The organism is Bradyrhizobium vignae (genome assembly GCF_004114425.1).
GTDB lineage: Bacteria > Pseudomonadota > Alphaproteobacteria > Rhizobiales > Xanthobacteraceae > Bradyrhizobium > Bradyrhizobium vignae.
Genome location: NZ_RDQF01000001.1, coordinates 309045 through 330186, shown reverse-complemented (window position 1 = coordinate 330186; position 21142 = coordinate 309045). Strand labels below are relative to the sequence as shown.

Here is a 21142-nt window from a genome sequence, read left to right as displayed (position 1 = left end):
CCTTCACAAGGCTGCAAGCCTCCTGTCGGTCTCGAATCCATCGTGGCTGGGATCTGCTTCACATCGGCGATATGACCTTCGCCGAAGGTTTGCCCTGAGGCCGCCGACCGCGCGAAGGGGTCGCGATGCAACCTTAAGGGAAATATTAACCGTGCTTTCGGAAGGTCGGCTCATGGCCAGCCTGCACACCGTAGCGGATTCCGAGGCATACGACAGCGCGATCTGGAAAGCGCCCGGCGCCGGCGTGGAAACGCTTGCCAGAAACGTGATCCGCATCTCGATCACCGTCAACGTGATCGCGTCGATGGGCGTTTTCCACCCGGCATTGCTCCCCGCAGAGTGGAGCTATGTGCAACAGGCCCTCGCGCTCTTGATGTGGGTCATCCTGATCTACGCCAGCGTCTTCGTGCGTCCACGCGTGCGCGTGCAGCCCAATCCCGATCTCATCGCGCTGGTCGCATTCTATACTCTCGCTGCCGTTTCCGTTCTCTGGACCAGCCTCGCCACCGCAGCGATCATGAAGAGCGCGGCACTTGTGGTGACGACCTTCGGTGCTTACTGCCTCATCACGCGTATCGACATCGACGAGATCGTCGGATCGACGGCGCTGGGGCTCTTCATCCTGGTCGCCGCCTCGGCCCTGTGTGCGGTCTTCGTGCCCGAGATCGGCGTTGACCAGAGCTGGATGCACAATGGCCAGTGGCAGGGAATATATGAATCGAAGCAGACGCTCGGCTTCATCAGCGCCTATCTGATGTTTTTCGCCTGTTATCAGAAGATGACGGGCCAGGGGTGGATCGCTTTCCTCTCGACCTTTCTCCTGGCATCGACCTGCGTCATCGCCTCGGGATCTCGTGGTGCCGGTGCCGTTGCGCTTGCCGCGGGCGGACTGCTCGTGACTTCGATGTGGTCGATCCGCTGCATGAGAGTCTACGCGGTGCTGCCGTTCATCATGTGCATCCTGGCCGCCCTGCTGATGCTGTATTTCTATGTGACGGGGTACGATTCCATCCGTATCGGCGAATCGACCATCGATTTCACCGAGCGGACCTTCATTTGGCAGTACGCCATCAGCCATTTCAACGACGCGCCGCTGCTGGGCTTCGGCATCAACGGATTCTGGACGCGGCCTTCGATTTACGACTATTTCAATCAGAACCATGGCTGGGTGCTCGACAATTATCACAGCGGTTACGTCGCGGTGGCGATTGAAACCGGATTTCTGGGATACGTTCTGTTCGTTGCGAGCGTCTATCTGTTCTCGGAAAAGGTCCTGTATTTGATCGCCACTCGCTCGATCGATCGTTGCCACTGCGCGCTCATCATCGGATTCGTCGTCCTGAGCTTTCAATCGAATTTCACCGAGACGATGTTGCTTCGCTCGACGATGTTCACGTCGGTGCTTCTCGTCGCATTCTTCTTCGCAGTGTGCAGGCCGGTGCCGCAGCAACCCCTGCAGCAATGATGGGGGCAAGCAGGATGAAGGCCATCTGCGCCCGCTGGCCGGTCACTTTGGGTCTCGCCTTGGCGATATCCGTGCTTGCGATCTGCCGTCACGCCGAGGCAGCCGGGCAGGGCACCGCGCCTGCGCCCCCGAGATTGGGGCGCGGCATCAACATCCTCGGCTACGACGGTATCTGGGAAGGCGGCCGGAACGCGCCATTCCGCCTGGACAACCTCACTGCGATCAGAAACGCCGGGTTCTCGCACGTTCGGATCAATTTCTTTGCCTTCAAGTTCATGGGCCCCGGGAATTTGCTGGATGACATCGTCTTGCGCCGGCTCAATGCCGTTATCGAGGAAGTGCTCGCCCGGAATCTCATCCCCGTCCTCGACGAACACGATACCGGTGTTTGCCAGCGCGACGTGTCCGGATGCGCCGAGAAGCTGAAAGCGTTCTGGACGCAAATCGCCGCGCGCTATGCCGGAAAATATCCGAGGCTTGTCTTCGAGGTTCTCAACGAGCCGGGCGGGCAGATGACGTCTGCCGCCTGGAACGCCCTTCTGAATGAGTGTCTCGGCATCATCCGCGCCACCAATCCCCGGCGGGCAGTGATCGCTGCGGTTCTCAACATCGATGACATCCCTGTCGAGGACCTGGTCCTGCCGTCAGATGACCGAAACCTCATCGTCACGTTTCATTATTACGCGCCGATCCGTTTCACGCATCAGGGCGCACCGTGGTCCGAAACGTTTTCGCGAGTAGGGCCACTTGATTGGGGCACCCCGGAGGACGAACGGAAGGCTCTCGCCGATTTCGAGAAGGTGCGTATCTGGTCCGAGCGGGAAAAGCGCCCAATCTATCTCGGCGAGTTCGGCGTGTACGAGGCCGCTCCAGCCGAAGCTCGGACGAGATACCTATCGTTCATAGCGCGAGGTGCGGAGCGGCTTGGCTGGGCATGGGCCTATTGGCAGTTCGACCATGATTTCGCCGCCTTCGACAGCGCGCGTCAAAGCTGGAAGCCGGACATCATGCGGGCGCTGATCCCGGCGGGGCGTTGAAGTTTGAAACTTTCGCGACCTGAGCCGGACGCGCGCCTCGACGAATTCGTCGACATCGCGTGTAACCACGATCAGGTCCTGTGAAGCGGCGATGGACGCGATGAACAAATCCGGTTGTCCGAACGTGTGGCGGCAAAATTGGCTCATCAGGATTGGGTTTCGGCCTGCGTAGTTCCGAAACCACGTTTGGTATCGAGCAGCCATCCCCTCAAAGCTCGACGTCCCGAACCTTGGACTTGATCGTCAGGCGTTCGAACTCCAGGTCGCCCAATGGAGACTTGGCAAGGGCGACAGCGATATCGCGGCCGCTTACGGGCCGCTGAAGGCGGTCAAATTCCTCTGCCGCGACAATCACCGCGGCGTCCTTCCCGTGCGGCGTCACGCGCTGTGGTCCAGAGCGTTGGGCCTCTCTGACGATGTGGCTCAGATGCGTTTTCGCATCCTGAAGGCTCCATCGTCTCGATTGAAGACCCTTCTTCGAAGAGGGGGGCTTTGAAGAGGGGGGCTTTGCCGCCATGTTGCGCTTTCTGGTCGGATCAACCAGATTTTAGAGTATCCGAATTCGTCGTCAAAGTGAAACGGGCACGCCTTCGTGCGAAGGCATGCCCGTCAAAACTCTATTCCTGCGACGCGCGTGCTCAGTGCACGCTCACCGCTTGCAGCTCGTTGCTCCAGGCGTTGGCGATTGCGGCTTCGCGGCTGTCGGTCAACATGATCGGCGTGCCGTCGGCGGCGTGGAGCGCGAACAGCTTGAGACCCGGCGCAATCTTGGGCGCCTCGGGGAACAGGTCCGGCACGTCCTCGGAGCGGATCTGCTTCACATAGGCGATATGGCCTTCGCCCAGGGTCGCTAGCGTCTCCGGAGAGACGTTCTTGGCTTCGTATTCGAACGCAACGTGACCTTCACTCATGGTCTCGACTCCTCTGGAACACTAAGCGGTCGAGTCCGCTACTCGTTCCATTATTCGTGCTCATTGATAGCGATTGTCTTAACGATCCGCTCCGGTTCAGGCCGGGCCAGATCGATCGACAACAGCCCGTTCTTCAGATCCGCACCCAGCACCAGCATCCCCTCAGCCAGCACGAAGGTGCGCTGGAAGTGGCGCGCGGCGATGCCGCGATGGATGTATTGCCGGGTCTTTTCGTCCTGCTGCCGCCCGCGGATCACGAGCTGGTTTTCCTCAATGGTTACATCGAGTTGGTCGCGCGTGAATCCGGCAACCGCCAGCGTGATGCGCAAACGCTCGGGCTGGCCGTCCGTGCGGTCACACCTCTCGATATTGTAGGGAGGGTAGCCGTCGGCGCCTTTGACGACGCGGTCGAGCACGCGCTCGATCTCGTCGAAGCCCAGCAGGAAGGGACTGGAGAGCGTTGGAACACGAGACATAGTTTACAAAGTCCTCGCAGAAGCGACTTTGGTGTTTCAGGGCCCGTCAAGGCACCCCTTGGTCAGCAATATGGGCATATCCATGTGTGGGTTCAAGGACGTAGCCGGGGCCTGTGGATGGGCCGACGCCACCATCGTCAGGCCCAGAGCATCGCATTAGGCGTCATGGCCGGGCTCGTCGCGGCCATCCACGACCTTCCTCGCGGCACCAAGAATGTGGATGCCCGTGACAAGCCCGGGCATGACGAATCTGCCGCCGAATTTCCCCAACGAAAACAAAGCCCCTTCTACTGTGCATGGGGTTGTTTTCACGGTTTTGATCGGACTCCTTTCGGAACCCGTCAGGCCTCGATCCGCTTCCGCCCGTCGCCGCTGAACAAATGCAGCTTGCTCTGCACCGCCGCGACGCGGATTTTCGCGCCGATGGCGGGGGCTTCGGTTCCGGGAATGCGGACGATGACTTCGCCGGGCGGCAGTTCGCCTGGCGTGGCGGCGACGCGCTGGTCTTCCTGCTGGCGCGAGCCGTAGACGAAGGTTTCGGCGCCGACGCGCTCGATCGCCTCCACGGTGAGCGGCAGGGCGACGCCGCCGGCGGGCGTCTCGTCGGTGATGACGAAATCCTCCGGGCGGATGCCGAGGATGCCGGCGTCGGCCGCAGCACTGCCGGCGAGCTGCGACCGGATCTCCTCGGGCCGGGTCGACATCAGATTCATCGGCGGCGCGCCGATGAAGGAGGCGACGAAGGTGGTCGCCGGCTTCTCGTAGATCGCCAGCGGGTTGCCGACCTGCTCGACCTGGCCGCCGTTCATCACGACGAGAATGTCGGCGAGCGTCATCGCCTCGAGCTGGTCGTGGGTGACGTAGATCGACGTCGTGTTGAGCCGGCGCTGCAATTTGCGGATCTCGACCCGCATCGCGATGCGCAGCTTGGCATCGAGGTTGGAGAGCGGCTCGTCGAACAGAAACACTTTCGGCTGGCGCACGATGGCGCGGCCCATGGCGACGCGCTGGCGCTGGCCGCCGGAGAGCTGGCGCGGCTTGCGCTCCAGCATGGCGGACAATTCGAGCACGCGCGCGGCTTCCTCGACGCGCGTCTTGATCTCGGCTTCCGCCATGCCGCGGTTGCGCAAGCCATAGGCCATGTTGTTGTACACGCTCATATGCGGATAGAGCGCGTAGTTCTGGAACACCATCGCGATGTCGCGGTCGGCGGGCTCGATCTGGTTGACGACGCGCCCGCCGATGTCGATCTCGCCGCCGGTGACGGTCTCGAGCCCTGCGACCATGCGCAGCAGCGTGGACTTGCCGCAGCCGCTTGGTCCGACCAGCACGCAGAACTGTCCGTCGCCGACATCGACGTTGACGCCTTTGATGGCCTCGAAGCCGCCGGTGTAGGTCTTGCGGACGTTGCGCAGGGTGACGTTAGCCATAAATCTCTACTTCTCCGTCTCGACGAGGCCGCGCACGAATAGCTTCTGCATCACGACGACGACGAACACCGGCGGCAGCATGGCGAGCACGGCGGTTGCCATCACGATCGGCCATTCGGTCAGCGCGTCGGTGGTGGTGATCATCTTGCGGATGCCGATCTGGATCGTCTGCATGTCGTCGCGCGTGGTGATCAAGAGCGGCCAGAGATATTGATTCCAGCCGAGGATGAACAGGATCACGAACAGCGCGGCCATGTTGGTGCGCGACAGCGGCAGCAGCGTATCCCAGAAGAAGCGCAAGGGACCTGCGCCGTCGATGCGCGAGGCCTCCAGCAATTCGTCCGGCACCGTCATGAAGAACTGGCGGAACAGCAGCGTCGCGGTGGCCGATGCGATCAGCGGCAGCGACAGGCCGGCATAGCTGTCGAGCATATGCAGATCGGCGACGATCTTGTAGGTCGGATAGATGCGCACCTCGACCGGCAGCATCAACGTGATGAAGATGAGCCAGAAGATCGGCATCCGGAACGGGAAGCGGAAATACACGATCGCATAGGCCGAGATGATCGAGATCGCGATCTTGCCGACCGCGATCAGCAGCGCCGTTATCAGCGAGTTCAGCATCATGTTGCCGACGGGCTCGCGGGTCGAGCCGCTCGTGCCGACGAAGATGGTCTGATAGTAAGTCTCGAAGAAGTGGCCGCCGGGCAGCAGCGACATCTGCCCGTTCGCGATCAGCGCGTTGTCCTGGGTCGAGGCGACGATCGCGATGTAGACGGGGAAGGCGACGATCGCGATCCCGATCCAGAGGATGACATGCGCGACGTAGCGCCGAAAGCCTTCTTCCTCGACCATCAGTAGGTCACCTTGCGTTCGACGAAGCGGAACTGGATGCCCGTCAGCACGATCACCATGATCATCAGGATCACCGACTGCGCCGCCGAGCTGCCGAGATTGCCGCCGAGCAGGCCGTCGGAATAGACCTTGTAGACCAGCGTTTCCGTCGACTTGCCGGGACCGCCGCGGGTCATGGTGTCGATGATGCCGAACGTGTCGAAGAAGGCGTAGACGATGTTGACGACCAAGAGGAAGAAGATGGTCGGCGACAGCAGCGGGAAGGTCACGGTCCAGAACCTGCGCATCGGGCGCGCGCCGTCGATCGCGGCAGCCTCGAGCACGCTTCTCGGGATGCTCTGCAGGCCGGCGAGGAAGAACAGGAAGTTGTAGGAGATCTGCTTCCAGGCGGCGGCGAGGATGATCAGCGCTGCGGCCTGGTCGCCGTCGAGCAGCGGATTCCAGTCGATGCCGAGGGCGCGCAAATACCGCGAGAGCACGCCGAGCGAGGGATGCAGCATGAAGATCCAGAGCACGCCGACGACCGGCGGCGCCACCGCATAGGGCCAGATCAGCAGCGTCCGGTAGAGCAGCGAGCCGCGCAGCGGCTTGTCCGCCATCACGGCGAGCAGCAGCGCAAACGACAGCGACGACACCGCGATGGCGAACGAGAAGAAGAAGGTGCGGACGATCGCCTCGAAATAGGCGCGCTCCCTGAACAGCTCGAGATAGTTGTCGAACCAGACGAAGCTGCTCGACAGGCCGAAGGCGTCCTGGAGCAGGAAGGACTGGATCAGCGCCTGCAAGGCCGGCCAGTAGAAGAAAATCAGGACGATCGCGAGCTGCGGCGCAACCAGCGCATAAGGCAATAGCTTGGATTGGAAAATGGCTTGCTTTTGCATGATGCCCGCGGGGGGCGGCAGGCCGGGTTGACCGGCCTGCCGCTCGTCGCCTTACTTCACGGCGGTCTTTTCGAACTGGCGCAGCATGGTGTTGCCGCGCTCGACGGCCGCATCCAGCGCCTGCTTGGCGGTCTTCTTGCCCGCCAGCGCCTGCTCGATCTCTTCCGCCCAGACGTCACGGAGCTGCACCATGTTGCCGAGGCGCAGGCCGCGCGAATTCTCGGTCGGCTCCTTGTTGGTCAGCTCGAGCAGCGGCGTCTCCAGATACGGCTGGTCCTTGTAGAAGCCTTCCGCCTTCGCCTTCTCATACGCCGCCTTGGTGATCGGCAGATAGCCCGAAGCCTTGTGGATGTAGACCTGGCGATCGGTATCCGAGAGGAAGGTCAGGAATTTTGCGACGCCCTTGTATTCGTCAGCCGACTTGCCGCCCATCACCCAGAGCGAGGCACCGCCGATGATCGAGTTCTGCGGCGCGCCCTTGACGTCGGGATAATAGGGCATCGGCACCGCGGTGAAGGCGAACTTGGCCTGCGCCTTGACGTTGCCGAAGAACGCCGACGAGGTCAGGTAGAGCGGGCATTCGCCCGACGTGAAGCGGCCCTCGCCGGTGTTGGTGCGGCCGGCATAGTCGTAGGTCTTGTCCTTCTGGAGCTCGACCAGGTTTTCGAGATGCTTGACCTGGAGAGGTCCGTTGAACTCCAGCACGGTGTCGAAGCCGTCGAGCCCGTTGGCCTTCGTCGACAACGGCACGTTGTGCCAGGCGGAGAGTTGCTCGAGATTGACCCAGGTGACCCAGGAGTTGGAAAAGCCGCAGGTGGCGTGGCCGGCCGCCTTCAGCTTCTTGGCGGCGTCGAACACTTCGGGCCAGGTCTTCGGAATCGCGACATTGGCCTTTTTCAGCTCATCGAGGTTGACCCACATCACCGTCGACGACGAGTTGAAGGGGAAGGACAGCATCTCGCCCTTCGAGGTCGAGTAATAGCCGGTGATCGCGGGCAGATAGGCCTTCGGATCGAACTTCTCGCCGGTCTCGGCCATCAGCTTGTACACCGGCTTCACGGCGCCGGTCGCGGCCATCATGGTGGCGGTGCCGACCTCGAACACCTGCATGATGTGCGGCGCGTTGCCGGCGCGGAACGCGGCGATGCCGGCGTTCATCGTGTCGGCGTAGTTGCCCTTGTAGGTCGGGATCACCTTGTAGTCGCTCTGCGCGGCGTTGAAATCGTTGGCGAGCTTGACGATGACGTCGTTGTTGGCGCCGGTCATCGCGTGCCACCACTGGATTTCGGTCACGGCGAGTGCCGGCGAGGAGCCGAGACCAACCGTGAGTGCAACAGCAGCAGCCGCGCCAATATGTCGAAGAGCCATCAAGAAAACCTCCCTTGCCCGTCACTAAAGAAGCGCTTGCGCTAGCAGCGCCATATGACGTTCACATGACTGTGTAAGCGGGAGAAACGAAAGCAGCAAGCGCTGCCAAATGGGAAGTCGTCAAATAGGCGAAGACGGATCGGGCAGCCTCGTCCGTTCGCGGTGCATTATCGTGCCCGCGCCGCACTGCGGCATCATTCGTTGACGGAGGAGGTGGTCGCTAGCGCTTGCGCTCGGGACCGCAAACGGTGCCCTTCTCGACCATCGCGTCGATCTCGGCCCTGGAGTAGCCGAACTCACCCAGCACCTCCGCGGCGTGCTGGCTGAATTTCGGCGGCACGCGCCGCAGGCTCGGCTTGCTGCGGTCGAGCCGGATCGGCGAGGCCACGCCCTTGTACCAGTCCTTCTCGATGATATCGCCGCGGTAGATCGTGTGCGGATTCGTCAACGCCTGATCGATCTTCTGCACCGGACCTGCGGGCAGGCCGGCCGCGAGCAGGCGATTGCACAGCGGCTCGGCCTCGTGCTGACTGAACACTGCGGCAAGCTCGGCGCGCAGCGCCTCGCGATTGGCGATGCGGTCCTTGTTGCGGGCAAAGCGCGGGTCGGTGCCGAGCTCGGGTTTGCCGATCTCTTTCGCCAGCTTGCGGAAGGTGCCGTCATTGCCGACGCCGATGAAGATGTCGTCGGTCTTGGTAGGGAAGATCGCGTAAGGCACGAGGTTGGGATGCTCGTTGCCGGTGAGACCAGGCGGCTTGCCATGCATGAAATAATTCGCGGTGTGCGGATGCATGATGGCAAGCCCGGTCTCGTACAGCGTCGTCTCCAGGAACTGGCCCTTGCCCGAACGCTGCCGCTCCGACAGCGCCATCAGGATGCCGATCGCCGCATAAAGTCCCGTGGTGATGTCGACCAAGGGCACGCCGATCCGCATCGGCCCGCTCTCGGGCGATCCGGTCGCCGCGATCATGCCGGTCATGGCCTGGACGATGGCGTCATAGCCCGGATTGCCGCCACGCGGGCCGTCGGCACCGAAGCCGCAGATCCGGCAATGCACGAGGCGCGGAAATCTTTCGCGCAACACCTCGTTGCCGATGCCCCATTTCTCCAGTGTGCCCGGCTTGAAATTCTCGATCAGGACGTCGGCCGTCTCCAGCATCTTCAGCAGCACGACGCGGCCGCCCTCGGAGGCGAGGTCGAGGCCGATCGAGCGCTTGTTGCGGTTGATGCCGACGAAATAGGCCGCGTCTTCCTCATGGAAGGGAGGGCCCCATTCGCGCACCTCGTCGCCCGCGGGCGGCTCGACCTTGATGACGTCGGCGCCGTGGTCGGCGAGGATCTGGGTGCAGTAGGGACCTCCGAGCACGCGCGTGAGATCGATGACGCGCAGTCCGCTCATGGCACCCGTTGCCGCTTCAGTCATGCCTTCGCTTCTCCTGTATCGACGTTTGATCACAGGCCTAGCGAGGTTTTTTTGCGCCCGCAATGGCGCCGCACGTAGGGCCGCATGCACCGCCGCCGCGCAATCCCGCGATGTGGGAAATCAACGGAAGCGGCCGGCCCGAGGGGATCCCGGGCCAGCCCATCCGCCCTTTCGATCAGACGACCGTCAGGCGAACGTCGACATTGCCGCGCGTGGCATTGGAGTACGGGCACACCTGGTGCGCTTTCGCGACCAGCGCCTCGGCCTCCGCGCGGGCAAGGCCCGGCAGCGAGACGGCGAGATCGATGTCGAGGCCGAAGCCGCCTTCGGAGCGCGGGCCGATGCCGACGGTCGAGGTGACGGAGGCGTCGGCGGGAACCTTGGGGCCGCCCTGCGAGGCCACGAATTTCATCGCGCCGATGAAACAGGCGGCATAGCCGGCAGCGAACAGCTGCTCGGGATTGTTGCCGGCGCCGCCCCCGCCGCCGAGCTCCTTCGGCGTGGTGAGCTTGACGTCGAGCGCGCCGTCGAGGGTGGCGGCATGGCCGTCGCGGCCGCCGGTCGCCTTGGCGCTGGTCTTGTAGAGGACGTTCACGGACATTTTCGTCTCCTCGGGTCTTTCCGGGTTGGGGTGCGATCTTTTATTGCAGGCAATTAGATTGTGTGCAATTGAAATTGTCAGGCCTCACATTTAATTGTTCGCAATTGAATGTCGTGCCGCGCGGTCCCACAATGGGGCTATCCTCATGAGATTCCCATGGCCCGGAAACCATCGGCAGCGGACGCGCCGCTGCGGCTCGACAACCAGATCTGCTTCGCGGTCTATTCCGCCGCGCACGCCTTCAACCGCGTCTACAAGCCGCTGCTCGACCGGCTCGGCCTGACCTACCCGCAATATCTGGTGATGCTGGTGCTGTGGGAGCGCGACGACGTGCCGGTCAAGGAGATCGGCGAGAAGCTGTTCCTGGATTCGGGCACGCTGACGCCGCTGCTCAAGCGGCTCGAGGCCGCCCATCTCGTCAAGCGCACCCGCTCGAGCGAGGACGAGCGTCAGGTGCTGATCGCGCTGACGCCGCAGGGCCATGCGCTGAGGGAGAAGGCGCGCAGCGTGCCGCAGTCGATTCTGGCGGCGACGGACTGCTCGGTGCCGGAGCTGGTCGCCATGAAAGACGAGATCGTCGCGCTGCGCGATCGGCTGAATGCGGTGATCGGGGATTAGGGGTTAGAGGCGCTTCTTGGCGAAGGCGCGGCCGGGTGCCGACTTCAGGTGCTTCTCGAATGCGATGGCCTGCTTCTCGTTGCTAAACGCGATGTAAGTCTTGAGACGCCAAGGCCCATACTTCGAGGTGTGAGGCACCTCGCCAGCATTGTGCTTTGTCAGTCGGGCGCGCAGATCATCGGTGATCCCGACGTGGAAATGAAGGGAATTAAGGCTCTCAAGGATGTAGACGTACTTCACGGCACACTCCTCAGTTGTCGAGGAGAGCTTACACCCGCTTTTGTCCTGCAAAAGCCTGGCTTCGCCATGAAGCGCTTGCGGAGCCGAAGCTCGCGAACTGAAGGCTTGCGAATAAAGCCCGGCTTCGCTCTTCGGGCTACGCCGCGGCAGCCCTCGCTACGATAGGGCTTGCCGAGCCGAAGCCGGCGAAGCCAGCGAAGGCTGGTGGAGCCAGGCGGGATCGAACCGCCGACCTCTTGCATGCCATGCAAGCGCTCTCCCAGCTGAGCTATGGCCCCTTAGTCCTTAACCGGGGTGAACCTGGTTGATCCCCCGGACCGGCGAGCCCTTGGCGACTCGCGCGGTGCACCCTTTTTCACAGATCAGGGCTGATCTCAAGTCTCTTCATCACCTCCGACATCACCAATGATGTCTGTCACGTCCTCATCGCCCTCTTCCTCGTCGGCAATGAAGGTCGAATCATCGTCATCGTCGTCGTCGAGGGTCTCATCGACCTCGATATCGTCCTCGGATTCGGGCACGACAGCCTTGACCTTGCCGGTGCTCTCCTCGGCATCGGCCTCCTCGAGCGAGACCAACTCCTCGGCCTCGGCCGGCTCCGGCGCGGTGTCCTGGGCCATGTTGCGGGTATCGCCGCCCCGTGCGCGCGCGGGCGCAATCGGCGCAATCGGCACCACCTCGCCGGTGTAGGGCGAGATCACCGGATTCTTGTTGAGGTCATAGAACTTCTTGCCCGTGGTCGGGCAAATACGTTTGGTTCCGAGTTCGGACTTGGCCACGGCAGGAATCCTGGGAATGTCTGAAAAGCGGTGCTTCACTTGGCTAGTTGGCGGCCGGCTGTCAATAGCGCATTACGAGAGAAAGACATGCTCGTGACGGGGCTCGGACCATGTGGTAGGTGCGCCCAGCCCCATAGGGCCTATTCAAGGACACAATCTTGACCCATTCCGACCAACCGAGGCCGCTCCAGTCTCGCGCCAGCGGTGCCCTGACCGGGAAAGTACGGGTGCCCGGCGACAAGTCGATCTCCCATCGTGCCCTCATCCTGGGTGCGCTCGCGGTCGGCGAGACCAGGATTTCGGGCCTCTTGGAGGGCGAGGACGTCCTCAACACCGCCAAATCCATGCAGGCACTCGGTGCCAGCGTCGAACGGACCGGAGATTTCGCCTGGAAGGTAAACGGGGTCGGAGTCGGGGGATTTGCCCAGCCCAAGGCGCCGCTGGATTTCGGCAACTCCGGCACCGGCTGCCGCCTCGTCATGGGCGCCGTTGCCGGCTGCCCGATCTCGGCGGTGTTCGACGGCGACGCCTCGCTGCGCAGCCGCCCCATGCGCCGGATCCTCGATCCGCTCGAAAAGATGGGTGCGAAGGTCGTCTCCGGCGGAGAGGGCGGGCGTCTGCCGCTGACCCTCCAGGGCGCGCGCGATCCGCTTCCGATCACGTACAAGACCCCGGTCGCCTCCGCCCAGATCAAGTCGGCCGTGCTGCTGGCAGGCCTGGCTGCGCCGGGCACCACGACCGTGATCGAGACCGAGGCCAGCCGCGACCACACCGAGCTGATGCTGAAGCATTTTGGCGCGGACATCACCTCGGTGCAGGAAGGTCAGCACGGCCGCCGCATCACGCTGGTGGGTCAGCCCGAGCTGCATGGCGCCAATGTCGTCGTGCCCGCCGACCCCTCATCGGCCGCCTTCCCAATCGTCGCGGCGCTGATCGTCGAGGGCTCCGACATCGTGCTGTCCGACGTCATGACCAATCCGCTGCGCACAGGCCTGTTCACGACGCTACGCGAAATGGGCGCCTTCATCGAGGAGCGTGAAGTGCGCGGCGATGCCGGCGAGCCGATGGCGCGCCTGCGCGTGCGCGCGTCAAAGCTGCGCGGCGTCGAGGTGCCGCCGGAGCGCGCGCCGTCGATGATCGACGAATATCTGGTGCTGGCAGTGGCGGCGTCCTTCGCCGAAGGCACGACGATCATGCGCGGCCTGCAGGAGCTGCGCGTCAAGGAATCCGACCGCCTGGAGGCCACCGCCGCCATGCTCCGCGTCAACGGCGTCAAGGTCGGGGTCTCCGGCGACGATCTTATCGTCGAGGGCCGCGGCCATGTCCCCGGCGGCGGCACTGTCGCCACCCACATGGACCATCGCATCGCGATGTCCGCGCTGGTGATGGGCTGTGCCTCCGATCAGCCGGTGACCGTCGACGACACCGCCTTCATCGCCACCAGTTTCCCGGACTTCATTCCGATGATGCGTTCGCTAGGGGCCGAGTTTTCATGATCATCGCCATCGACGGGCCCGCAGCCTCGGGCAAGGGGACGCTCGGCAAGCGCCTCGCCCACCATTACGGCTATCGTCATCTCGATACCGGGGTCATCTATCGCGCCGTGGCTTACGAGCTGATGCAGTCCGGTCACGATCTCCGCGATGAAGCGGCGGCGGTGGCGGCGGCGCTGGAGCTCGATCCCGAAAAGTTCGGCAATCCGGTGCTGAAGACCCAGAAGGTCGGCGAGGGCGCCTCGATCGTCTCGGCGATCTCGCGGGTCCGCGAGGTCCTGGTCAATTTCCAGCGGCAATTCGCTGCCGATCCGCCCGGCGCCGTGCTCGATGGCCGGGACATTGGAACCGTGATCTGCCCCCATGCCGACGTGAAGATATTCGTCGTCGCCGATCCCAAGGTCCGCGCCCATCGCCGGACCATGGAGGCCAGGGCGAGGGGGGAAGAGGCCGATGAGGCGGCCGTGCTCGCGGACATCATCCAGCGCGACGAACGCGACAAGAACCGGCCGGTTGCGCCTTTAAGACCGGCCCCGGATGCTTACTTGCTAGATAACTCCCAACTGGATATAGAAGGCGGCGTCCGGGCCGCCATCGACATTATCGAGGCCGTCCGAGCGGGCCGGTCGCGGGGTTAAGCCGCAGCCGTCATTGGAGGAAGCGCCCGCTCCCGTCTCTTTGATGTCGATATCTTCGGTCCCCTCGTTTCGGGGCCGGCGCGATCCAGGCTCCGGACAAAGATTTCCACGTATCGAACGCGCGGGCCTCAGCCGGCCCGCCTCCGCTGTTCCGCTGCAAAGCCGGAGCAGCGAGCGGTCGCTCGAAGGTTTTGCGGACCTTCCGACACTGCGTGTGCGATGCGCCCATGAACCCAACGGCCGGCAAGACATCCGCAACTGGAGAACAAATGGCTTCGACTTCTGCTGATACCTATAGCCCCTCGCGCGACGATTTCGCCGCGATGCTCGACGAGTCCTTCGCAGGCGGCAACCTGCAGGAAAGCTCCGTCGTCAAGGGCAAGGTGGTTGCAATTGAAAAGGACATGGCCGTCATCGACGTCGGCCTGAAGACCGAGGGCCGCGTTGCCTTGCGCGAATTTTCGGGCCCCGGCCGTGAGAGCGACCTCAAGGTCGGCGACGAGGTGGAAGTGTTCCTCGATCGCATCGAAAACGCCCTCGGCGAAGCCGTGCTGTCGCGCGACAAGGCGCGTCGCGAAGAGAGCTGGGGCAAGCTCGAGAAGGCGTTCCAGAACAACGAGAAGGTCAACGGCGTCATCTTCAACCAGGTCAAGGGCGGCTTCACCGTCGACCTCGACGGTGCCGTGGCGTTCCTGCCGCGCTCGCAGGTCGACATCCGTCCGATCCGCGACGTTGCGCCGCTGATGAACAACTCGCAGCCGTTCCAGATCCTCAAGATGGACCGCCGCCGCGGCAACATCGTCGTGTCCCGCCGCACGGTGCTGGAAGAGACCCGCGCCGAGCAGCGCCAGGAGCTGGTGCAGAACCTCGAAGAGGGTCAGGTCATCGACGGCGTGGTCAAGAACATCACCGATTACGGTGCGTTCGTTGACCTCGGCGGCATCGACGGCCTGCTGCACGTCACCGACATCGCATGGCGCCGCGTCAACCATCCGACCGAGGTGCTCTCGATCGGCCAGACCGTGAAGGTCAAGATCATCAAGATCAACCACGAGACGCACCGCATCTCGCTGGGCATGAAGCAGCTGCTGGACGACCCGTGGCAGGGCATCGAAGCCAAGTACCCGCTGGGTGCCCGCTTCACCGGCCGCGTCACCAACATTACCGACTACGGTGCGTTCGTCGAGCTCGAGCCGGGCATCGAAGGCCTGATCCACGTCTCCGAGATGTCGTGGACCAAGAAGAACATGCATCCCGGCAAGATCGTCTCGACCTCGCAGGAAGTCGACGTGCAGGTGCTGGAAGTCGATTCCGTCAAGCGCCGCATCTCGCTCGGCCTCAAGCAGACCATGCGCAACCCCTGGGAGGTCTTCGTCGAGAAGCACCCGACCGGTTCGGTGGTCGAGGGCGAGGTCAAGAACAAGACCGAGTTCGGTCTGTTCCTGGGCCTCGAGGGCGACGTCGATGGCATGGTCCACCTCTCCGACCTCGACTGGAAGCTTCCGGGCGAGCAGGTGATCGACAACTACAAGAAGGGCGACATGGTGAAGGCCGTGGTGCTCGATGTGGACGTCGAGAAGGAGCGCATCTCGCTCGGCATCAAGCAGCTCGAAGGCGACCCCTTTGCCGAGCCGGGCGATGTCAAGAAGGGCGCGGTCGTGACCTGCGAAGTGCTCGAAGTGAAGGAGAGCGGCATCGAGGTGAAGATCGCCGGTACCGACTTCACCACCTTCATCAAGCGCTCCGAGCTCGCGCGTGACCGCAACGACCAGCGCGCCGAACGCTTCGCTGTCGGCGAAAAGGTCGATGCCCGCGTGATCCAGTTCGACAAGAAGGCCCGCAAGGTCCAGGTGTCGATCAAGGCGCTCGAAGTCGCCGAAGAGAAGGAAGCCATCGCGCAGTACGGCTCTTCCGATTCGGGTGCGACGCTCGGCGACATCCTGGGCACCGCGCTCAAGAACCGCGAGAACAAGTAAGCGAAACGTTCGTTTCGCTGCATCGAAGCCCCGGCGCGAGCCGGGGCTTTTTTGTTTGGCTTGGCGGCCGTATTGCCCGTTACCCCATCTACCAGGGCTCCCAAGCCTTCATTTCTTCAAATTGCGCCCCAATTGATGTATCCAGATAAGCCGTTGGTCACGCTGTGACGGCACAACGCGCCCAGCCTTTCATTTGGAGACATTCCGATGTCGCTTGATTCGGACATCATCGTCGATCGCCGCAGGATCCGCCGCAAGCTGACGTTCTGGCGCGTGATGGCCGCGCTGATCGCGATCGCGGCGATTGCGAGCTTCGCGCTGATTGCGACACCCGGAGCACGCGGCACCTTTGCATCCGCCGGCTCGATCGCGCGCGTTCATATCGAGGGATTGATCCGCAGCGATTCCGATCGCACGCAGGCGCTGGAGCGGCTGGAGGATTCGCAGGCCGCTGCCGTGATCGTTCATATCAACTCACCGGGCGGCACCACCGCCGGCTCCGAGCAGCTCTATGACTCGCTCGTGCGGCTGAAGGCGAAGAAGCCGCTCGTCGTCGTGGTCGAGGGCCTCGCCGCCTCCGGGGGCTACATCACGGCGATCGCGAGCGATCACATCGTCGCCCAGCAGAGCTCGCTGGTGGGCTCGATCGGCGTGCTGTTCCAGTACCCCAACGTCTCCGAGCTCTTGAAGACGATCGGCGTCAAGGTCGAGGAGGTGAAGTCCTCGCCGCTGAAGGCGGCACCCAACGGATTCGAGCCGACAAGTCCCGAAGCGCGCGCGGCGCTCGATGCGCTGGTGAAGGACTCCTATGCCTGGTTCAAGGGCCTCGTGAAGGAGAGGCGTGGCATGGATGACACGCAGCTCGAAAAAGTCGCCGATGGCCGCGTCTTCACCGGCCGCCAGGCGATCGATCTCAAGCTGATCGACCAGATCGGCGACGAGAAGACGGCCGTGACCTGGCTGGTCGAGCACAAGAGCGTCAAGAAGGGGCTTCCCGTGCGCGACTACAAGCTCGAGCCGCGCTTTGGCGATCTGTCGTTCCTCAAGACCGCGGCCGCCGTGACGCTGGAAGCGCTGGGTTTGGGCTCGATTGCGCACCAGATCGGGCAAACCGGCGTCGCGCAGGCGGTCGATCGGCTCGGAATGGATGGAATGCTGGCGTTGTGGCAGCCGGCGGCGTCAAACTGAGCGGAGACAGGCGAGTTCCGTAAGTTTTTCCCGTTTGACGCGTGCCGGCGCAGCCCGCTTTTTCGGCATTTGTCACGCATTTTCACGACGCTCAACCTTGATTTAGCGTCTTGACAGATCACGGTATTTTCACGGAAATGGTCATCCGCACGCTTCCGGGTCCTATCTCTCGATGATCAAATCCGAACTTGTTCAGCGTATCGCCGAGCACAACCCGCATCTGTACCAGCGGGATGTCGAGAACATTGTGAATGCGATTCTCGAGGAGATCGTAGCGGCGCTTGCACGCGGCGATCGCGTCGAGCTGCGCGGCTTCGGTGCATTCTCGGTCAAGCATCGCCCTGCGCGCGCAGGGCGCAATCCACGCACCGGCGCCCATGTACCCGTCGATCAGAAGAGCGTTCCGTTCTTCAAGACCGGCAAGGAAATGCGCGAGCGGCTGAACCGCGACCATCCGGATCCCGGCGCGGCGGACTGAGGCCGGCGCCAGGGTTTTCCGCGGTCGCTCGGCATGCGGCCGGAAGCTGGATTCAAGGCGAGCGAAGCGAGATGCGAAAGTTCCTGACCGCGCTGATCGTGATTCCGCTGGGCCTCATCATGGTGACCTTTGCGGTGGCGAACCGGCAATTCGTCACGGTCTCCTTCGATCCCTTCGTCTCCGACGACCCCTCGTTCTCGGCTACGATGCCGCTGTTCCTGCTCCTGATCCTGGTTGCGGGGCTGGGCGTCGTGGCGGGCGGCTGTGCGGTCTGGTTCGGCCAGCGACACTGGCGGCGCGCCGCGCGCCGGCATGAGGCCGATGCCCGGGCTGCGCGGGGCGAACTCGCCGAGGCCCATGCGGCGGCGGCACGGCCCGAGGCGCAGCGCCTCCCCGTTCCCTCCGGGACAGGCCTTTACGGGCCCATCGGGCGAGACAAGCAGCGCGCGACGTTGTAGAAGCGGCCCGACCGAAAAACCCTGCGTTCCGGCCGCCTTGCGGCCTCCATTTGCTTTGAGATCATGTCCCTGCTCGTCAAGATCTGCGGCCTGTCCACGCGCGAGACGCTTCAAACGGCGCTCGATGCCGGCGCCGACATGGTGGGGTTCGTGTTCTTTCCGCCGTCGCCGCGGCACCTCTCGCTGGAACTTGGCCGTGACCTCGGTCGCCTGGTGAAGCAGCGCGCGCTCAAAGTGGCGCTCACGGTCGATGCCGACGACGCCACGCTCGACAACATCATGGACGCGCTGTCGCCGGACATTTTCCAGCTCCACGGCCAGGAAAGCGTCGCTCGGCTGCGCGATATCAAGCAACGCTTTGGCCGCCCCGTGATGAAGGCGGTGCCGGTCGCAGCAGCAGCCGATCTCGCCGTGCTGCCCGGCTACGCCGCGGTCGCCGACCGCATCCTGTTCGATGCGCGTGCGCCGAAGGACGCGACGCGGCCCGGCGGCTTAGGAGAGCCGTTCGACTGGCACCTGCTCGAAAATCTCGATCTGAAGCTGCCCTACATGGTCTCGGGCGGGCTGCACGCCGATAACCTGGCCGAAGCCCTCCGTGTCACCGGCGCCGGCGGCGTCGATGTGTCCTCGGGCGTCGAGAGCGCCCCCGGCATCAAGGATCCCGAGATGATCCAGGCCTTCATCCGCGCCGCGCGCGCCACCCAAGATGCAAGTCAAGAGTTGAGCGTCCGATGAACATCGCCAAACCGAATTCCTATCGCAGCGGCCCCGACGAGCGCGGCCATTTCGGCATTTTCGGTGGCCGCTTCGTCGCCGAAACGCTGATGCCGCTGATCCTCGATCTGGAGAAGGCCTACACCGCCGCCAAGGCCGACCCGGCCTTCCAGGCCGAGATGAACGGCTACCTCAAGAACTATGTCGGCCGGCCCTCACCACTCTATTTCGCCGAGCGCCTCACCGAGCATCTCGGCGGCGCAAAAATCTACCTCAAGCGCGAGGAGCTCAACCACACCGGCTCGCACAAGGTGAACAACGTGCTCGGCCAGATCATGCTGGCACGGCGCATGGGCAAGAAGCGCATCATCGCCGAGACCGGTGCGGGCCAGCACGGCGTCGCCACCGCAACGCTGTGCGCGCGCTTTGGCCTGGAATGCGTGGTCTATATGGGCGCCGTCGACGTCGAGCGGCAGCAGCCCAATGTCATCCGGATGGAAATGCTGGGCGCAAAGGTGTTTCCGGTGCAGTCGGGTACGCGCACGCTGAAGGATGCCATGAACGAGGCGCTGCGCGACTGGGTCACCAACGTGCACAACACGTTCTACTGCATCGGCACGGTGGCGGGTCCGCATCCCTACCCGACCCTGGTGCGCGACTTCCAGTCGGTCATCGGCAACGAGACCAAGGCGCAGATGCAGGAGATCGAAGGCCGCCTGCCGGATTCGCTGGTCGCCTGCATCGGCGGCGGCTCCAACGCGATGGGCCTGTTCCATCCGTTCCTCGATGATCCCAGCGTCGAGATCTTCGGCGTCGAAGCCGCTGGCCACGGATTGACGCAGCTGCACGCGGCCTCGATCGCGGGTGGCCGTCCCGGCGTGCTCCACGGCAACCGCACTTATCTCTTGATGGATGCCGACGGCCAGATCCAGGACGCGCACTCGATCTCGGCCGGCCTCGACTATCCCGGCATCGGCCCCGAGCATTCCTGGCTGCACGAGGTCGGCCGCGTGAACTATCTCTCCGCGACCGATGATGAGGCACTCGCCGCATTCCAGCTGCTGTCAAAGCTCGAAGGCATCATCCCCGCGCTCGAGCCGGCGCATGCCATCGCCAAGGTGATGGAGCTCGCGCCGAAGCGGCCTAAAGATCACCTGATGGTCGTCAATCTCTCCGGCCGCGGCGACAAGGACGTTCCGCAGGTCGGCGACATCCTGAGGGGCAAGAAGTGACCACGCGTATCGACACCCGTTTTGCCGAGCTGAAACGCCAAGGCCGCGCGGCCTTCGTCACCTATGTGATGGCAGGCGATCCCGATCCTGCGACCTCGCTCGAGATCGTCAAGGCGCTGCCGAAGTCCGGCGCCGACGTCATCGAGCTCGGCATTCCCTTCACCGATCCGATGGCGGATGGTCCCTCGATCCAGGCTGCAGGCCTGCGCGCGCTCAAGGTCGGCATGACCCTGAAGAAGACGCTGGAGCTGGTGCGCGACTTCCGCAAGGGCGACAATGTCACGCCGCTGGTGCTGATGGGCTACTACAATCCCATCTACATCTACGGCGTCGACAAGTTTCTGGCTGATGCCAAGACGTCAGGCGTCGATGGCTTGATCATCGTGGATCTGCCGCCGGAGGAAGATGACGAGCTCTGCATTCCCGCGCTGAAGGCGGGGCTGAACTTCATTCGCCTGGCGACCCCGACCACCGACGATAAGCGCCTGCCCGCGGTGCTCGCGAACACGTCAGGCTTTGTCTATTACGTCTCGATCGCTGGCATCACCGGTGCGGCGGCGGCGGACGCCAATGCCGTCGGCGAAGCTGTCGCGCGCATCAAGCGGCATACCGGCTTGCCGATCTGCGTCGGTTTCGGCATCCGCACCCCGGAGGCCGCGCGCGCCATTGCCGAGAAGGCCGATGGCTCGGTGGTCGGGACCGCGCTGGTCGACGCGCTCAAGAACAGCCTCGATGCCGAGGGGCGGGCGACCGCCAAAACCGTTAATGCCGTCGCCGAATTGACGGCGGCCCTGGCCCAGGGCGTCAAGGGCGCACAGCAGGCGGCGGAATAGGCCATAATTCCGCTTTGGAGCGGGCGGCACGGCGGCTTGCCGGGGAGA

General features: G+C 63.4%; 23 protein-coding genes and 1 tRNA gene. 12 read left to right on the top strand and 12 right to left on the bottom strand.

The genetic code is table 11. From position 1 onward, the window contains the following. Nucleotides 1-172: 172 nt before the first annotated feature. Both EAV90_RS01480 and EAV90_RS01475 read left to right on the top strand, forming a co-directional pair. On the top strand, nucleotides 173-1465 hold the full coding sequence (locus tag EAV90_RS01480; protein ID WP_129142392.1) for an O-antigen ligase family protein: 1293 nt from the start codon (nucleotides 173-175) through the stop codon (nucleotides 1463-1465). Nucleotides 1466-1479: 14 nt separating this feature from the next. Then, nucleotides 1480-2502, top strand: coding sequence for a glycoside hydrolase family 5 protein (locus EAV90_RS01475; protein ID WP_129142374.1), 1023 nt, complete (start codon nucleotides 1480-1482; stop codon nucleotides 2500-2502). A 208-nt stretch (nucleotides 2503-2710) separates the two neighbouring features. On the opposite strand, the gene EAV90_RS01465 is transcribed toward EAV90_RS01475, so the two are convergent. The 9 genes from EAV90_RS01465 to EAV90_RS01425 all read right to left on the bottom strand — a co-directional run bounded on the left by EAV90_RS01465 (nucleotide 2711) and on the right by EAV90_RS01425 (nucleotide 10447). Continuing rightward, complete coding sequence (locus EAV90_RS01465) at nucleotides 2711-3019, bottom strand: type II toxin-antitoxin system Phd/YefM family antitoxin (protein ID WP_129142373.1); 309 nt, start codon at nucleotides 3017-3019, stop codon at nucleotides 2711-2713. Nucleotides 3020-3140: 121 nt separating this feature from the next. Next, nucleotides 3141-3413 (bottom strand): BQ00720 family protein, encoded by a 273-nt coding sequence (locus EAV90_RS01460; RefSeq protein ID WP_035704148.1) that lies wholly within the window; start codon nucleotides 3411-3413, stop codon nucleotides 3141-3143. 50 nt (nucleotides 3414-3463) lie between these two features. Beyond that, on the bottom strand, nucleotides 3464-3889 hold the full coding sequence (locus tag EAV90_RS01455) for an Hsp20 family protein (RefSeq protein WP_122400180.1): 426 nt from the start codon (nucleotides 3887-3889) through the stop codon (nucleotides 3464-3466). Nucleotides 3890-4230: 341 nt separating this feature from the next. Then, nucleotides 4231-5319 carry a sn-glycerol-3-phosphate import ATP-binding protein UgpC gene (locus EAV90_RS01450; RefSeq protein ID WP_122400179.1) on the bottom strand — a complete coding sequence of 363 codons (1089 nt, stop codon included), beginning with the start codon at nucleotides 5317-5319 and terminating at the stop codon, nucleotides 4231-4233. A 6-nt stretch (nucleotides 5320-5325) separates the two neighbouring features. Further along, a complete protein-coding gene (gene ugpE / locus EAV90_RS01445; RefSeq protein WP_122400178.1) occupies nucleotides 5326-6174 on the bottom strand; it encodes a sn-glycerol-3-phosphate ABC transporter permease UgpE in 849 nt (282 codons plus the stop codon). Further along, complete coding sequence (ugpA, locus tag EAV90_RS01440; RefSeq protein WP_122400177.1) at nucleotides 6174-7055, bottom strand: sn-glycerol-3-phosphate ABC transporter permease UgpA; 882 nt, start codon at nucleotides 7053-7055, stop codon at nucleotides 6174-6176. The genes ugpE and ugpA overlap by 1 nt, the downstream gene beginning before the upstream one ends. Nucleotides 7056-7106: 51 nt before the next feature. Beyond that, nucleotides 7107-8423 carry a sn-glycerol-3-phosphate ABC transporter substrate-binding protein UgpB gene (gene ugpB, locus EAV90_RS01435; RefSeq protein ID WP_122400176.1) on the bottom strand — a complete coding sequence of 439 codons (1317 nt, stop codon included), beginning with the start codon at nucleotides 8421-8423 and terminating at the stop codon, nucleotides 7107-7109. A gap of 220 nt (nucleotides 8424-8643) precedes the next feature. Next, on the bottom strand, nucleotides 8644-9846 hold the full coding sequence (locus tag EAV90_RS01430; RefSeq protein WP_129142372.1) for a CaiB/BaiF CoA transferase family protein: 1203 nt from the start codon (nucleotides 9844-9846) through the stop codon (nucleotides 8644-8646). 175 nt (nucleotides 9847-10021) lie between these two features. After that, on the bottom strand, nucleotides 10022-10447 hold the full coding sequence (locus EAV90_RS01425) for an organic hydroperoxide resistance protein (protein ID WP_018645071.1): 426 nt from the start codon (nucleotides 10445-10447) through the stop codon (nucleotides 10022-10024). A 156-nt stretch (nucleotides 10448-10603) separates the two neighbouring features. Here EAV90_RS01425 and EAV90_RS01420 point away from each other — a divergent pair, with 156 nt between their 5' ends. Further along, nucleotides 10604-11065 carry a MarR family winged helix-turn-helix transcriptional regulator gene (locus EAV90_RS01420; RefSeq protein ID WP_122400174.1) on the top strand — a complete coding sequence of 154 codons (462 nt, stop codon included), beginning with the start codon at nucleotides 10604-10606 and terminating at the stop codon, nucleotides 11063-11065. Nucleotides 11066-11068: 3 nt separating this feature from the next. Here the strand turns inward: EAV90_RS01420 and EAV90_RS01415 are convergent, their stop codons facing one another. The 3 genes from EAV90_RS01415 to EAV90_RS01405 all read right to left on the bottom strand — a co-directional run bounded on the left by EAV90_RS01415 (nucleotide 11069) and on the right by EAV90_RS01405 (nucleotide 12084). Beyond that, entirely contained in the window at nucleotides 11069-11305 is a 237-nt protein-coding gene (locus EAV90_RS01415) for a GIY-YIG nuclease family protein (protein WP_122406301.1), read from the bottom strand. 202 nt (nucleotides 11306-11507) lie between these two features. After that, nucleotides 11508-11583 (bottom strand) — tRNA-Ala (locus EAV90_RS01410). A 96-nt stretch (nucleotides 11584-11679) separates the two neighbouring features. Next, a complete protein-coding gene (locus EAV90_RS01405) occupies nucleotides 11680-12084 on the bottom strand; it encodes a TIGR02300 family protein (protein WP_122400173.1) in 405 nt (134 codons plus the stop codon). A gap of 158 nt (nucleotides 12085-12242) precedes the next feature. On the opposite strand from EAV90_RS01405, the gene aroA reads away from it, so the two are divergent. The 9 genes from aroA (at nucleotide 12243) to trpA (ending at nucleotide 21094) form a co-directional block, all read left to right on the top strand. Then, nucleotides 12243-13580 (top strand): 3-phosphoshikimate 1-carboxyvinyltransferase, encoded by a 1338-nt coding sequence (gene aroA, locus EAV90_RS01400; protein WP_129142371.1) that lies wholly within the window; start codon nucleotides 12243-12245, stop codon nucleotides 13578-13580. Further along, nucleotides 13577-14215, top strand: coding sequence for a (d)CMP kinase (gene cmk / locus EAV90_RS01395; RefSeq protein ID WP_129142370.1), 639 nt, complete (start codon nucleotides 13577-13579; stop codon nucleotides 14213-14215). Before aroA ends, cmk begins: the two co-directional genes overlap by 4 nt. A gap of 269 nt (nucleotides 14216-14484) precedes the next feature. Next, nucleotides 14485-16191, top strand: coding sequence for a 30S ribosomal protein S1 (rpsA, locus tag EAV90_RS01390; protein WP_162500044.1), 1707 nt, complete (start codon nucleotides 14485-14487; stop codon nucleotides 16189-16191). A 207-nt stretch (nucleotides 16192-16398) separates the two neighbouring features. Beyond that, complete coding sequence (gene sppA / locus EAV90_RS01385) at nucleotides 16399-17379, top strand: signal peptide peptidase SppA (protein ID WP_122400169.1); 981 nt, start codon at nucleotides 16399-16401, stop codon at nucleotides 17377-17379. A gap of 172 nt (nucleotides 17380-17551) precedes the next feature. Then, entirely contained in the window at nucleotides 17552-17857 is a 306-nt protein-coding gene (locus EAV90_RS01380) for an integration host factor subunit beta (RefSeq protein WP_008539997.1), read from the top strand. 71 nt (nucleotides 17858-17928) lie between these two features. Then, a complete protein-coding gene (locus EAV90_RS01375; RefSeq protein WP_129142369.1) occupies nucleotides 17929-18315 on the top strand; it encodes a lipopolysaccharide assembly protein LapA domain-containing protein in 387 nt (128 codons plus the stop codon). A gap of 63 nt (nucleotides 18316-18378) precedes the next feature. Beyond that, the gene (locus tag EAV90_RS01370) at nucleotides 18379-19050 is read left to right on the top strand and encodes a phosphoribosylanthranilate isomerase (protein ID WP_129142368.1); all 672 of its coding nucleotides are present in this window, start codon (nucleotides 18379-18381) and stop codon (nucleotides 19048-19050) included. Next, on the top strand, nucleotides 19047-20261 hold the full coding sequence (gene trpB, locus EAV90_RS01365; RefSeq protein WP_129142367.1) for a tryptophan synthase subunit beta: 1215 nt from the start codon (nucleotides 19047-19049) through the stop codon (nucleotides 20259-20261). The genes EAV90_RS01370 and trpB overlap by 4 nt, the downstream gene beginning before the upstream one ends. After that, nucleotides 20258-21094 carry a tryptophan synthase subunit alpha gene (gene trpA / locus EAV90_RS01360; protein WP_129142366.1) on the top strand — a complete coding sequence of 279 codons (837 nt, stop codon included), beginning with the start codon at nucleotides 20258-20260 and terminating at the stop codon, nucleotides 21092-21094. The genes trpB and trpA overlap by 4 nt, the downstream gene beginning before the upstream one ends. Nucleotides 21095-21142 lie beyond the last annotated feature (48 nt).